The organism is Arcicella aurantiaca, from assembly GCF_003148625.1.
In the GTDB taxonomy this organism is placed as follows: domain Bacteria; phylum Bacteroidota; class Bacteroidia; order Cytophagales; family Spirosomataceae; genus Arcicella; species Arcicella aurantiaca.
The window spans coordinates 102,914-118,090 of record NZ_QGGO01000007.1; the positions used below are offsets into that span (position 1 = coordinate 102,914).

Annotated in this window: 11 protein-coding genes; 7 read left to right on the plus strand and 4 right to left on the minus strand. The window is 33.8% G+C overall.

From position 1 onward, the window contains the following. Window positions 1-2: 2 nt before the first annotated feature. The 3 genes from gldE to mutY all read right to left on the minus strand — a co-directional run bounded on the left by gldE (window position 3) and on the right by mutY (window position 3,054). Window positions 3-1,370 carry a gliding motility-associated protein GldE gene (gene gldE, locus LV89_RS08415; protein ID WP_109742440.1) on the minus strand — a complete coding sequence of 456 codons (1,368 nt, stop codon included), beginning with the start codon at window positions 1,368-1,370 and terminating at the stop codon, window positions 3-5. Between the two features lie 109 nt (window positions 1,371-1,479). Next, window positions 1,480-1,944, minus strand: coding sequence for a single-stranded DNA-binding protein (locus LV89_RS08420; protein ID WP_109742441.1), 465 nt, complete (start codon window positions 1,942-1,944; stop codon window positions 1,480-1,482). 45 nt (window positions 1,945-1,989) lie between these two features. Further along, window positions 1,990-3,054, minus strand: a complete 1,065-nt coding sequence (mutY, locus tag LV89_RS08425) for an A/G-specific adenine glycosylase (protein ID WP_109742442.1) — start codon at window positions 3,052-3,054, stop codon at window positions 1,990-1,992. A 361-nt stretch (window positions 3,055-3,415) separates the two neighbouring features. Here mutY and LV89_RS08430 point away from each other — a divergent pair, with 361 nt between their 5' ends. The 3 genes from LV89_RS08430 (at window position 3,416) to LV89_RS08440 (ending at window position 7,078) form a co-directional block, all read left to right on the plus strand. Then, on the plus strand, window positions 3,416-3,703 hold the full coding sequence (locus LV89_RS08430) for an HU family DNA-binding protein (RefSeq protein WP_109742443.1): 288 nt from the start codon (window positions 3,416-3,418) through the stop codon (window positions 3,701-3,703). Between the two features lie 125 nt (window positions 3,704-3,828). Then, entirely contained in the window at window positions 3,829-4,683 is an 855-nt protein-coding gene (locus LV89_RS08435) for a tetratricopeptide repeat protein (RefSeq protein ID WP_109742444.1), read from the plus strand. Between the two features lie 838 nt (window positions 4,684-5,521). Continuing rightward, window positions 5,522-7,078 carry an Rne/Rng family ribonuclease gene (locus LV89_RS08440; RefSeq protein ID WP_109742554.1) on the plus strand — a complete coding sequence of 519 codons (1,557 nt, stop codon included), beginning with the start codon at window positions 5,522-5,524 and terminating at the stop codon, window positions 7,076-7,078. Window positions 7,079-7,138: 60 nt separating this feature from the next. Here LV89_RS08440 and LV89_RS08445 read toward each other — a convergent pair whose 3' ends face one another. Continuing rightward, a complete protein-coding gene (locus LV89_RS08445; RefSeq protein ID WP_109742445.1) occupies window positions 7,139-8,044 on the minus strand; it encodes an Rpn family recombination-promoting nuclease/putative transposase in 906 nt (301 codons plus the stop codon). A 123-nt stretch (window positions 8,045-8,167) separates the two neighbouring features. Here LV89_RS08445 and LV89_RS08450 point away from each other — a divergent pair, with 123 nt between their 5' ends. The 4 genes from LV89_RS08450 to LV89_RS08465 all read left to right on the plus strand — a co-directional run bounded on the left by LV89_RS08450 (window position 8,168) and on the right by LV89_RS08465 (window position 15,005). After that, on the plus strand, window positions 8,168-8,773 hold the full coding sequence (locus tag LV89_RS08450) for a SprT-like domain-containing protein (RefSeq protein WP_109742446.1): 606 nt from the start codon (window positions 8,168-8,170) through the stop codon (window positions 8,771-8,773). A 68-nt stretch (window positions 8,774-8,841) separates the two neighbouring features. Then, the gene (gene porU, locus LV89_RS08455) at window positions 8,842-12,258 is read left to right on the plus strand and encodes a type IX secretion system sortase PorU (protein WP_158279541.1); all 3,417 of its coding nucleotides are present in this window, start codon (window positions 8,842-8,844) and stop codon (window positions 12,256-12,258) included. A gap of 142 nt (window positions 12,259-12,400) precedes the next feature. Next, a complete protein-coding gene (porV, locus tag LV89_RS08460; protein ID WP_109742448.1) occupies window positions 12,401-13,582 on the plus strand; it encodes a type IX secretion system outer membrane channel protein PorV in 1,182 nt (393 codons plus the stop codon). A 145-nt stretch (window positions 13,583-13,727) separates the two neighbouring features. Then, complete coding sequence (locus LV89_RS08465) at window positions 13,728-15,005, plus strand: M16 family metallopeptidase (RefSeq protein WP_109742449.1); 1,278 nt, start codon at window positions 13,728-13,730, stop codon at window positions 15,003-15,005. Window positions 15,006-15,177 lie beyond the last annotated feature (172 nt).

Consider the following 15,177-nt stretch of genomic DNA (forward strand, 5'->3'; position numbering starts at 1 on the left):
TCTTACGAAAGCTCTTTACTGACTTCGTCAATTTCCAGCTTAGGAGTTACTTTCACTTTTTTAATTCTTCGAGTATCTACCGAAGCAATTCTAAATTTGTATTTTTCGTATTCAATTTCTTCGCCAGCATGAGGCAAGCGAGTAAACAATTCTATAATAAGTCCGCCTAATGATTCGCTATCGCCTCTGACTTTATCAAAATAATCGTTGTCAACATCTAACGCACGACATACATCATTTAGTGCAACTTTTCCTTCAAATTCAAAAGAACCATCAGGCAATTTTACGTAACCTAAATCTTCAACGTCTGATTCATCATGAATATCTCCAACAATTTCCTCAATAATATCTTCCATCGTTACGAGTCCTTCGGTTTCGCCGTATTCATTTACAACGAGTGCCATGTGAACTCTTTTCTCTTGAAAATCATAAAGTAAATCATCAATTTTTTTACTTTCAGGAATAAAAAATGGTTGACGAATTAATTCTTGCCAAACATAATGCTCGTCTTTTTCAAGATGTGGAAGTAAGTCTTTGATATAAAGAACACCCTCAATTTTATCAATGGTTTCTTTGTAAACAGGTACACGTGAATATCCAGATTTATTGATTTTATCCATCAACTCATGGAAATCGTAAGTAATATCAAATGCTGTAATATCTCTTCTCGAACGCATCACACTTTTGGCAGAAATACTTCCAAAATTGACAATGCCTTTCAAAATATCTTTTTCTTGTTCTGAAGTATCTTTTCCTGTGGTTATTTCCAAGGCGTGATTCAATTCATCAGCCGTGATGGTATAGCCTTTTCGTTCAACACGTTTTTCAATGATATTACTGATTCCTAATAATAATGACGAAAGTGGCTGGAAAATGGTTGTAGCAATGCTAATTAAGGGAGCAGTTATTCTGGCAAAACGTAAATTATTTTGTTGAGCCCATACTTTTGGAATTAATTCTCCGAAAAAGGTAATGATAAAAGTTACGCCTACTAATAGAATTAAAGTAGCGACTAAGCCTTCTTTTTGCTCTTCGCCCACAATTTGTTCAGTAACATACGTTGAAATGGTGATGAAGGTAATATTTACTAAATTGATGAAAATCAGTAAAGTTGCCAGTAATAATTGAGGTTTATCTAATAATTTGGCAATAGTTCTTTCACTGCTACTTTCACTTTCACGACAAGCAGAACGTTCTTCGGCAGAAAGAGAAAAGAAGGCAACCTCAGAGCCTGCCAACATCGCAGAAAGTAAAAGCAAACCAATTAAAACAAGTGCGTTGATTCCATAAACGCTGTATGAAGAGGTGCTTTCAACTTGTGCCAAAAGCACCCAAATCGGGTGAGGTTCGTCGGATAATCGTGTTTCCAATGGAAATTGTGTTGAAGTTTTAGTTTTTAGGGGTAGGTTTTAGAAATTAGGTATTGATTTTACTCCCTAACAGATTCCTAAAACCTAACCTCTAAAACCTTAAAATAACTTAAAATGGTAAATCGTCACTACCTTCTCCGCCAGCATTTGTATTGAATTCTGGAGTAGGAGGTGTTGTTTGTACTGGAGCTGGGCGTGGAGCTTGTGGTGCAGGTGCTGAACCGCCACCCTCTTGATTATCTCTACGTCCACCCACCAAAGTCATCGCAGTTCCTCTGATTTTGGTAACTCTGCGATTGATATTATCTTTATCCGTATATTCTTCGGTACGGATTTTACCTTCTACATAAACTGAATCCCCCTTGTGAAGATATTGTTCAGCGATATTCGCCAAATTATCCCACAGTTCAATTCTGTGCCATTCGGTTTGTTCTACCCTAACACCGTCTTTGTTGTTGTAAGCTTCAGATGTAGCAATGTTGAATGTAGCCACTTTAGAGCCACTCGGTAGAGAACGAATCTCAGGGTCAGCCCCAAGATTTCCTAATAAAATTACTTTGTTTACGCCAGCCATATCTATGGTTTTTGTTTAAATTTTTATGAATTTACTGAAAATAGATTAAAATACGAAGTCAATTAAGTAATTATTCACTAAGGTAGATTTGGGTAAATTATCAACTTCATCAAGGGAAAACCATTTTAAATCTGAAGGCAAATTTATAAGAAAATCATCATTGATTACTAAATGCCAAAATTTTGTATGGATTCTTTGATGCGTCAAAACGTGAGTATAAGTTTTGGATTCTCTTTTCACAACTGAGTTTTTCAAAACGTTATGTAAAAAGGTATCCTCCCCAATAATGTCGTCAAACGCTTGAATATTTTCCGCAAATTCCTTTAGGTAAAAATCATACATACCCGACCATACATCCTTGTGTGTACGCTCGTGCATGGCAAAATTACGATTTTGTTCAATCACAAAATAATTAAAAAAACGTTCTCTAACTTTTACCTTTTTAGATTTTACAGGTAAAATACCCACTTTTCCTGTTGCATTGGCTACACATTCAAACGTTAAAGGACAAAACATACAGTTAGGTGAAGCAGGCGTACATTGCATTGCTCCAAATTCCATGATGGCTTGATTGTGAATATCTATATTTTTTTCTGGGAGAACGGCTTCTGCTAACTTTGTAAAAACCTTTTTAGCTTCATTACTCGCAATGTCTGTTTCCTCTCCAAAAACTCTTGAAAGTACCCGATAAACATTTCCATCTAAAACAGCAACCTTTTCACCAAAGGCAAACGAAGCAATAGCAGCAGCCGTATAAGTACCAATACCTTTTAGTTTTAATAATTCAGAATAAGTATTTGGAAATTCGCCACCATAATTTTCTATCACCATTTTAGCGGTTGTATGTAAATTTCTGGCTCTTGAATAATAGCCTAAACCTTGCCAAAGTCGTAACACATCCTTTTCATCTGCCGTCGCCAAATCCTGTACAGTTGGGAAAGCCTCAATAAATTTATAATAATAAGGCATTCCTTGCACCACCCGAGTTTGTTGAAGAATAACCTCCGAAAGCCAAATAAAATAAGGGTTGTGAATGTCTCGCCAAGGTAAATTTCTTTTGTTTTGATGATACCAAGTGGTTATTTTTTGGGAAAATATATGGTCTTGCATTGGTTGATTTTGCGGATAAATAGAATACTTTTTAAACAATATTTAGGAGTGAATATATCCACAAGTTACAATCTTCTTTTACAAACATAATAAAATGAAAATAATCAAATAGATAAGTTTAATTATCATTTGTACGCTCAAATGTCTAACAATTAAGCATTTACAAAAAAAAAGTTATGACAATTATTTTCTGTTTCTTTCATAATTAAAAGCAAAACCGTACCTTTGTGTCCCCTAATGCTAAAGGGTTTACAAAAATGGTGATATTGGTTCATGAAAATTGAGCTAAAGTCTTCATTATCAGCTAAAAAGGAAGCAACCATTATTGTTTAATATATTTTTAACTTAAAATTTTCAACAAGTGACTAAGGCAGACGTAATCGTAGAAATCGCAGACAAGACTGGCATCGACAAAGCAGATGTTTCAAGTGCAATTGAGTCTTTTTTCTCAGTAATTAAGGACAATCTCGCAAATGGAGAGGCTGTATATGTAAGAGGGTTCGGTAGCTTCGTGAACAAGAAGAGAGCTCATAAAATTGCTCGTAATATCTCAAAAAATACAACAATCGAGATTCCTGAACATTTTATCCCAAGTTTCAAACCTGCAAAAACATTTGTTGAGCAAGTAAAATCTAACGCAAAGTTGTAATTTAGTTAATAGTTATTGGTTATTAGTTTACAAATTTTTGTCTGAAACTATTAATTATTACAATAGGTTTGATAATTATTCCCAACTAATAACTAATAACCTACAACAACTAACTATCTTTATAGATGCAAAAGTCTTTTATAGTAATCATTGGTATCGCACTTGCCACAGTTGGCGGATTATATAGTTTGCCAAAAGTAGTCGTGAACGATGAAAAAAAGACCTTAGAACAACCCAATAAAGAAACTACTACTGGTTCAGCCAATCGTGATAAAGGTGTAAAAGAGGAAACTCCACAAGTTACTGAAAGCCACACAGAGTCATTGTCGAAAGAACAACAAACAGTAATAGATAATTTGAAGGGAGTTTACACGAAAGCAAGTGGTAAGGGCAAAATAAAGCCAGCCGAAGATTTAATTAATCAGTTTGTAAAATATACTCGTTACGATAGTGCGGCTTATTATGCAGACGAAATTGTTAAAATTGACCCTTCGGAAAACAATTTGATGAAAGCGGGTGGTTTATATTATGAAGCCTTCACTTATGCTCTCCAAAGCGACAAGACAGTAAAGATGGGAGAGAAGGCTCGTGAGGTTTATCAAAAAGTTTTGGATAAAAACCCTAATAATCTCTTGGCAAAAACCAATATGGCAATGACATATACCGCAACTCAAACGCCAATGCAAGGAATTACGATGTTGAGAGAAGTTATTGCTAAAGAGCCAGATTATGAGCCAGCCTTGTTTAGTTTAGGAATCTTATCGATACGGTCAAACCAATTTGGAAAAGCCGTTGACCGTTTCAAGCAAATACTGAAGAACAATCCCGCAAATTCAAAGGCGGCATTAAATTTGGGATATTGCTTAGCAGAGTTAGATAGAAAAGAAGAAGCCACGCAGATTTTAGAAAAAGTCTTGAAAAATAGCCAAGACCCACAAGAAAAAGCTGCTGCCAACGATATTTTATCAAAGTTACATTAGAGTTCAAATTGCAGAGAATAGATTGTAGAGTAAAGATTATATAGAAAAGAAGTTATATTCAGTATATTATGCTCAATGATTACAAACTTGGTTTCTATCATCTAATCTCTAAACTCTATCATCTAATCAAATATTTTTTTAACATTTAAAACCTTTTACAATCATGCCTTGCGGAAAGAAAAGAAAGAGACATAAGATCTCAACGCACAAAAGAAAGAAGCGTCTTAGAAAGAATAGACATAAGAAGAAATAGTTTAGGGATTAGAGGTTAGACTTAGTGTTTTTTAATTTATTAATAGACCTAATCCCCAACCCCTGAACCCTTTATAAAAACAGGCAAAATTCATACAATGGAATTTGCCTGTTTTTGTCGTTTTGTGAGATTGTTGTCTTGAAAAATAATTTAGTTACTTAATGTTTTCATTTTCAGGCATTTATGTAATTATCGGTTATGACATTTGGTAAAGATTGGTATTCGGTCGTCGGTATTTAGGCTTTTCATTAAACGCCCAAATCTGTACAATTACTCTTCTTTCTTCTATAAAACCAAGCACGTCACCCACATTTAAAAGTCGAACTAAGAAAAATATTATAGACAAAATTTTATTAATTATTGATTAAGAGGTGTGAGTATTGAGCCATGAGTTCGTTAAAATACACAGATACACGCCTGACAGTTGGATACAACGTCAATGATTTCCCTGATTTAGAAATCGTATTTCTTTTTCTCAACAGGCTCGAACATATCTATAATTTATTGATTATTAGAGGCTTACCTAAGAACACTCACGACGCATATTTTCTTCTCATTTTGTCAATCTAAATGCTAAATTCACCTGTGAGTAACGAATTAATTATCAATTCGACTCCCAAAGGTGACCGCATCGCTCTGTTGCAAGACAAGCGTATTGTGGAGTATCACTTAGAGGAGTCCGAGCCACACTTTTCTGTTGGAGATATTTATCTCGGAACGGTCAAGAAGATGGTTACGGGATTAAATGCTGCCTTTATTGACATTGGTTATGAGAAAGACGCCTTTCTTCACTACCACGATTTAGGCCCAAACGTTAATTCCCTAAACAAGTTTACGAAAGAAGTTATTGCTGAAAGAATAAAATCTGGACGTTTAGATAATTTCAAGTTAGAGCCAGAAATTGACAAACACGATAAAATTGATAAGGTGTTGAGTAAAAACACGCCAATTTTAGTGCAGGTTGTCAAAGAACCTATTTCAACAAAAGGACCACGTTTGTCTTGCGATATTTCTATCGCTGGACGTTATACTGTGTTAGTACCTTTTTCAAATGGGGTAAATATCTCGAAAAAAATTACAGCAAAAACCGAACGTCAACGTCTGCAAAGATTAATGTCGTCGATTAAACCTGCCAATTTCGGGGTAATTGTTAGAACAGTCGCAGAAGGCAAAGAAGTAGAGGAATTGGATAAAGACCTCCGTGAATCAATTGCCAAATGGGATGCGGGTATGAAAGCTCTGAAAAGTGCTAAACCCCGTGATAAAATAATCGGAGAGATGAGTCGAGCAACATCAATGTTGAGAGACTTATTGAATGAAAACTTCGATAGCGTTGTTGTTGATACGCCCGAATTATACCAAGAAGCTCGTAATTATGTACTAAATATTGCTCCTGAAAAAGAGAAAATTGTTAAGTTACATCAAGGAAAAACGAAAGTTTTTGAGCAATTAGGTATTGAAAAACAATTGAAAATGTTGTTTGGACGTTCGGTAAGTTTGCCACAAGGCGGTTATTTGATAGTTGAACACACAGAGGCATTACACGTAATTGACGTCAATTCGGGAAATAAATCTAATAGTGAAGAAGACCAAGAAGCTACCGCATTAAGCGTAAACCGAGAAGCAGCAAAAGAGATTGCTCGTCAGTTGAGATTGCGAGATATGGGCGGAATCATCGTTATTGACTTTATTGATATGAAGAAAGCTGAAAACAAAAAGCTGATTCAAGACATCATGAAGGAAGAAATGAAATCTGACCGTTCTAAGTTCACAATTTTACCATTGACGAAGTTTGGCTTGATGCAGATTACTCGCCAGCGTGTACGTCCAGAAATGAATGTTATCACGGCAGAAAATTGTCCTGCTTGTGGAGGAACTGGAAAAATTACAGCAAGTATTGCTATTTCAGATATTATCGAACATCATTTAGAGCATATTCTGGAAAAGCAAAACGAGAAAAAACCAACCATTATCTTGCATCCGTTCTTGCACGCATACTTTACCAAAGGTTTTCCGTCGAGACGAATGAAATGGTTTTTCAAGTATAAAACTTGGGTAAATCTAATTCAAGATACTTCATTTGGTATTACTGATTTCAAATTTTTGAATGACCACAGTGAGCCAATTGAATTGATGGGATAAAATAAAAAAGCCTGATTATTGAAAAATAGTCAGGCTTTTTTATTTTGAAATATGTGTTTTCTAATGAGAAGAATTCTTTATTTTTTGTATAATTTCTTCTACTTTTTGCAAAGGAAGTTCAAATGACTTAGCGATAATTTCTGCCGAAAAACCATTTTTAATTAAGCCTTTTATGTGGTTTAAAGTAGTTTTTTCAGTAGCTTCCAATGTAATTTCTTCTGCGATAGTCATGGCGATATTTGTTACAGTTTTTGAAACTTTAGTAAAGATAATAATTAAGTCATTTGATGTCAAGTTGATACCGTTATCAATATATTTAAAGACAGAGTGAATAAATTCAACTTCATGGGCTGCATCTAAAGCATTGAGTTTTTCTACCCAAAAAGATTCTAATTGAAGAAATTTTTCCTTTTCATCTCGACTATGTTTTAAAAGCATTGCTGCTGTGCTGAGAAATGTATTCTTAAAATTGGCGATTTGATAATCTTCCCAATTATTCAATGAAAAAAGTAGATAATCAAACTCAGGTAGAAATTGCTGAAGGTCAATGTGGATTTTACTAAAATAGCTTTTCATCGTAGTTTTCTTCCAAAGGGTCGTACCATGATGAATGATAATTGGAATAACAATAGAAGGTTTTTTATCTTGTTTTTCTTCCTCTTTCCAAATATTCAACATATACTGTAAAAGTTGCCAATGAGGATGTTTTTCAGAATATGATTTATGTTCAAAAAGCAAGGTTATTAGAATATCTTGTCCAGCAAATTCTGTTTGATAAGCCAAATCAGCAAAGTGTTCCGATAAATCGGCTTCAGTGAAAGACGAATTTGTTAGTTGAAGTTTTCCAAGATTAATTCTTTCACGTAGATTTATGGGGAAAACTTCTTCAATAAAACTTTGAACAACCTCTAAGCGAGAGAACGATTCTTTGAAGAATTTGTCGTGAGGATTATTAATATTAATCATTTTGTAGAGATAAATTATTTAGTTTTCTCAAAGATACTGGTTTCATTATTCTAATCAAATGACACTTTAAATAACGCCAAACCAAAGAATTTTCTATCTTTGTATAAAGTCATACCAACCAAAATGAATAACGATTTAGCCATTTTTCAAAAATATTTTCCAGAAACTACTACCGAATATTGCTACAAACTTTGGAAGGAATATCAGTTTAAATTCAAGATAACTCGCCCACGTCAATCTAAATTGGGAGATTATTGCTACCGTCGTGACCGAGGACATCAAATTACCGTTAATGCCAATCTTAATCCATATTCATTTTTGGTAACTTACATTCATGAAGTGGCTCATTTGCAGACTTTTAAAAAGTATGGAAATAAACCCGAACCGCACGGAAAAGAATGGAAACGCTATTTTAGAGAAACCTTTCAACCTTTACTACAACCCGCAATTTTGCCTATTGAATTATTGAATCCTCTCATTGATTATCTCAAAAATCCAGCAGCTACTACGCAAGGTGCTAAGCCTTTAATGATAGCTCTGAGGCAATTTGATACCAATATTGAAGAAGGAACAATTGTGCTTACAAGTTTGCAAGCAGGAGAAAACTTTGAACTCAACGGACGTATTTTTACAAAAGGAGAATTGCGTAGAACCCGATTTTTATGTACCGACCACAAAAATGGAAAACGCTATGTTGTTTCTTCAAATGCTTTGGTGAAAAAGGTGTAAATCTTGTCTATTCTTAATAATTTTAATTCCTTCGCATCGTTAACTTTTAGTAGAAATTAATTAGCATCTTGAAACTAAAACTACCATATACCATCCTTATTTTCTTTGTTTTTTCACTTCCAAAATCGTTGGCTCAAAACTCGGTTTTAGCAAAAGGGGATTGGGTGAAAATTGGTGTCGCTAATGCTGGAATCTATAAATTAGATGCTTCGTTTTTCCAAAAGGTAGGTTTTAATATTGCTCAAATTAATCCTCAAAATATAAAAATTTATGGAAACGGAGGTGGAATGTTGCCTCAAGCAAATAATATATCCCGCCCAAAAGATTTAATTGAAAATGCCATTGCAGTTGAAGGAGAAACCGATGAAAAGTTTGATAATCAAGATTTTGTGTTGTTTTATGGGCAAAGTCCTCATAAAATTATGTATGATTCATTGAGCAAATCATTTAGTCATCAGTTCAATCTTTATGCCGATACAACATTCTACTTTTTGACAGTTTCAGAAACGAAAGGGTTAAGAATCAAAGACCAAAATTCCATATCGGCTACACAAGAAATTTCCACTTTTGATGATTATGATTTTCATGAAGTTGACCGAAAAAATATTCTTGCTCAAGCTCCTTTTGCAGGTTCTGGACGTGAGTGGGTAGGGGAAGAGTTTAGTGGTAATTTGGAACAAATTTTTACTTTCAATCAAACGGGAATTATAGTTAACTCCCCTCTGAAAATTATAACTTCGTTAGCCGCATCAGCTTTTGGACAAACTGAATTTGCCGTAAAAGCCAACGGATTGTCTGTGGGAACTACTACGTTAAATGCCATTGGTGAAGACCGTTATGACTATAAAGGCTCTTTCAGTTCAAAATCATTCATAATAAATCCTGATTTTACCAATGCCACGGATTTAAAAATAGGTTTAACCTACAACAGAAAATCTTTAAACGCAGGAGTTGGATATTTGAATTTCTTGGGAGTTCAAACCGTTCGTAATCTTAAACTGTATGGTAATCAGACCGCCTTTAGGTCTCTTGAAAGTCTTAAATATTACAGTGTGAAATTTTCATTAAATGAAACTAATACAAATTTGAAAATTTGGGACATTTCAAATCCTTTTCTACCTCAAAATCAATTATTTACAGTACAAAATCAAAAAATAGTTTTTGGCATAAATTCAACATCTTTAAAGGAATTTATTGTTTACAACAATGCTGGTTTTTTAGAACCTATTTCTTCTCAAAAGATTAAAAACCAGAATTTACAAAATTTAGAAATCCCTGATTTGTTGATTGTTACTTCTGAATCTTTACGAAAACAAGCCAATCGTTTAGCCGATTTCCGAAGACAACATGACAAATTAGTAGTACAAGTGGTTTCAACTCAAGAGATTTATCATGAGTTTTCTTCTGGCAGACAAGATATTTCTGCCATTCGAGATTTTGTGAAAACTTTGTACGAGCGTAATTCAACGAAATTGAAGTATTTGTTACTATTTGGAGACGCTTCGTTTGACTACAAAAAAAGATTGAATGTCATTACAAACGAAACCAAAGAAATTTTAATACCAACTTATCAAAGTAGAGAGTCACTACACCCAATTTATAGTTTTTCGTCGGACGATTATTATGGGTTTTTGAGTAATAATGAAGGAACTTGGGAAGAAAATGGCAGTGGAAACCATACTTTAGAAATAGGAATTGGGCGTTTACCCGTAAAAAGTGTGCAGGAAGCTGACGACATTGTCAATAAACTTATTCATTATAGTGCTGATAAAACCACTGTTGGCGACTGGAGAAGCAAACTCGCTTTTATTGCCGATAATGGAGATGGAAATATACATCAAGAAGATGCTGATTCTTTTGCCAAAAAAGTAGATGCTCAAACAGGAGTTTATAAAAAAGAAAAGGTTTATTTAGATGCCTTTCCGTTGGTGTCTTTGCCTGAAGGGCAACGTTCGCCAGAAGCAAAAAAAGCCATTAATCAAGCATTTCAAAACGGTGTGTTGATAATGAACTATAATGGTCATGGAGCGGAGTCTGGGTGGACAGATGAGCAAATTCTAAGCATTAGTGATATTGTTAATTTGACAAATTATAATACGCTTCCCTTGATGTTAACAGCAACTTGTCAATTTGGACGATTTGATGACCCCAACCAAGTTTCGGGAGCAGAACTTTCTTTATTAAATGCAAAAGGTGGAGCTATTGCCTTATTAACCACTACTCGCCCTGTTTTTCAGAATACCAATTTTGTGATAAATCAAGCCTTTTATGAGTCAATTTTTAAGCCAATAAATGGGCAAATGCCACGTTTGGGAGACGTGATGGTTTATACCAAAAATAATAGTTTACAAGGAGTTATCAATAGAAATTTCACCTTACTTGGTGACCCCTCATTACGTTTGAATTATCCAGAAAATGACGTAATCCTTACGAAAATAAATGGTAAAACAATTCTTCAAGGTGATACACTCAAAGCTCTGACAAAAGTTGTTTTGGAAGGAGAAATTGTAACAAGAGATTCAAAAACAAAAAACACTAATTTTAACGGAATCGCTCAGATTACAGTTTACGACAAACAAAAGAATCTTCAAACATTAGGAAATCAAGGAAGTAAATTTGTCTATCAAGATTATCAAAACAAACTTTTTGATGGGCAAGTAAAAGTTCAAAATGGTAGTTTCTTATGTTCATTTGTAGTACCCAAAGATATAAACTACCAATATGGTGAAGGTAAAATATTTGTATATGCTCAAACAACTGATGCAACCTCTGACGGCTTGGGTTCGTCTAAACTAATAGTAGGTGGTGCAAACAATCAAAGTTTAATTGACAATCAACCTCCTAAAATTAAAATGTTTCTCAATGATGAAACCTTTGTTGATGGCGGACAAACCAATAATAGTCCTGTTTTAATAGCAAAAATTTCGGATGAAAACGGTATAAATATTGCAACAGATGGCTTAGGACATCAACTCCTTTTAACGATTGATGATACAAGTAAAGTGTTTGTTAATCAGCATTTTACAAATAGTTTAGACGATTATACATCAGGTCAAATTCAATATAATTTTACCAATTTACCAATAGGAAAACATAAGCTGAAATTAAAAATTTGGGATAATTACAATAATTCAACAGAATCTACGTTAAGGTTTGAGGTAAATAGTGCTAAAAATAATTTACTTAAAAGCGTATTTTGTTATCCTAATCCTTTTATCCAAACAACTAATTTTAGTTTCGAGCATGAAAGAGTAGGCGAAGACTTTAATGTAATCATCGAAATATATGATAGTTATGGTCGATTAATAAAGCAGATTAGTGAAAATGTGTACCAAATAAGTAGTCCATTTGATAAAATTTCGTGGAATCTTGCAGAAGATTCCGTTCCGATTGTTACAGGTAACTACTTTTATCGTATTTTTGCAAAATCACTAACAACAAGTTACCAAGCCTCAGGAAGTGGTAAAATAGTGTCCGTTAAATAATTTACTATTGTGAATTTAACAGTAAGTTTTGCTTAGAAAAGGTTTATTGATTACTTTTGAGAATACCCAACGGATTTCTGTTAGTTGATATTTTACAATGCGTTATTAAGCCTCGTTTCGAGAAACTTTAACCTTAAAGACAATGATTAAAAATGTTACTAACGCTCTTAGAGCGTCTTTAATGCTTGGATTAACTATGTCAACTGCGACAATTTTCGCACAGACAACTGTACCTCTATCTTCAGATACACGTATTCCTACCCCAGCTATTCCATCATTAATCATTACTCCTGATGCACGTTCTGCGGGTATGGGTGATGCCGGTGTTGCTATTTCAGCTGGAGATGGTGATGCAAACTCAATTTTCTGGAATCCAGGTAAAATGCCATTTGCAGGTAAAGACATGGGCGTTTCGTTATCATATACGCCTTGGTTACGTCAATTGGTAAACGATATGGCATTACTTAATGGTAGTTTTTACAAAAAAATTAAGAACAACCAAGTAATTGGTGCTTCAATCCATTATTTTGACCAAGGACTTTTCCAAGCTACTGATAACACTGGTAATTCTTTAGGTAATTATAATTCAAAAGAATATGCAATTTCTATTTCATATTCACGCAAATTGTCTGAAAAGTTAGGTTTGGGTGTAAATATCAAATATATTAATTCTACTTTGTTAAGTGGTTTAGCAACTACTTCATCTTTAGGTTTTAATGTTCAACCAGCTTCAACTGTAGCAGCCGATATTGGTTTATTCCATACGTCAAAAAGTGATAAAAAATGGAACTATAACTGGGGTTTGATGATTCAAAATATTACGGGTAGAGTTTCTTACGGTGGTTCAGAATCTAACTTTGTTCCTACAAACTTCAAAGCAGGTTTAGCCGCAATTAATACGATTGATGCTCATAACAAATTGACATTAACAGTTGATATTAATAAACTGATGGTACCAACGCCAACAATTGACCCTGCAACAGGTAAATTGAAACAACCAAGTACAGCTATTGGCGGTATTTTAGGTTCATTTGGTGATGCTCCAGATGGTTTCGGAGAAGAATTAAAAGAAATTAATCTTTCATTAGGTGGTGAATATTTATACAACGATATGTTTGCTGCTCGTTTAGGTTATTTCCATAGAAGTACTGACAAAGGTGGTAATCCTTATTTTACAGCAGGTTTCGGTGTTAAATTAGAGAAAAAATACGGTTTAGATTTTGCTTATTTAATCCCTTCAGGAAGCGGAAGTCCTTTAGCACAAACGTTAAGAATTTCACTTCATGCTAATTTTAATGCAGCTCCAAAAGTAATTGCTAATTAGAATTTGTCGGAATTATTATTCCGAATCATATAATTTCTTAAAAATGACATTTCTTCGGAAGTGTCATTTTTGTTTGTAACCACATAGAAATAATAGCTTCGTAACTTTAAGTCACGGTTCTATTATATTAAACACTAAATAAGCTATGTTAGATAGAACAATAAGTCCTGATTTTCAAACAATTCAAAACATAAATATTCCGCCAGTACAAGTAATTACTTTATCAAACGGAATTTCTCTGTATGTTATAAATGTTGGCGAACAGCCAGTCATTAAAGTAGAGTTTAGTTTTGATGCAGGTAATTTACAAGAATCACAAAATGGCGTTTCTTTATTTACAGCCAAAATGATTACCGAAGGGACAACAAAATATAACTCCGCAGAGATTAGTGAATATTTTGATAAATTCGGGTCATTTACAGAGTCTGGACAAGGTTTAGACCGTGCAAGTTTTACTGTTTATGGATTAAAAAAACATCTTTCCTCATTATTGCCAATGGTGCAAGAATTGTTAAACGATGCCGTTTTTCCAGAAGGAGAATTAGAAACGTTAAAGAAAATTCAACAACAAACGCTACAAGTTAACTCAGGTAAAACTGCGTTTATTGCCAATAAAACATTTCGGAAAAAGATTTTTGGAGACTCACATCCTTATGGGAATTCAATTTCAGAAGAAGCAATTCAAGCAGTAAATCAAGATTTACTTATCAATTTTTACAGTGATTTTTGGAAAGGAAAGCCTTTCAAAATTTTTCTATCAGGTAATGTTGGCGAAGCTGAAATAGCATTAATAGAGCAGTATTTTGGGAAAACCGATTTGGGAAAAAGTCCTCTTAAAAAGGAATACTCTTTGGCAATGTTCAATAAAGGCGAGAATGTGTTGGTAGAGAAAGAAGGGGCTGTTCAATCGTCTATACGTATGGGTAAGCAGTTTATGACTCGTAAACATCCAGACTTCTTTACAATGTTGTTATTAAATGAAACTTTAGGTGGTTATTTTGGCTCAAGATTAATGAAAAATATTCGAGAAGATAAAGGCTTCACTTATGGAATTTCGTCCAATTTAGCGTTGTTTGGACAAGCTGGCTACTTTGTAATTGGAACAGATGTAAAAAAGGAATTTACTCAGCAAACAATTGACGAAATTCATAAGGAAATTAAAATTTTGCAAACCGAATTAATATCAAGTAATGAGTTAGAAACCGTAAAAAATTATATGATAGGTTCATTTGCAGGGTCATTAAATACACCATTTGATATTGCAGACAGATATAAAGTAATCTTTTCAGAGAATCTTTCCTTAGATTTTTATCAAAATTATATTTCTAATATTCAACAAATTTCAGATGTTATGCTTTTAGAAGCAGCGAATAAATATCTGGATATAGATTCGCTTTTTGAGATTGTTGTGGGAGGAAAATAGGGAATTTATATAGAAATGTAACTGTTTGATTTTTAGTATTTTATGATGTTTTTTCATTTAAAGTCTTTCATTTGAAATTTATATCTTGAGAATATTAAAAAAAAATAAAAACTTTTTAAGACATATTTGCCTAAAACTCAAAGATTTACTACCTTTGCAGTCCTGTTTGGGA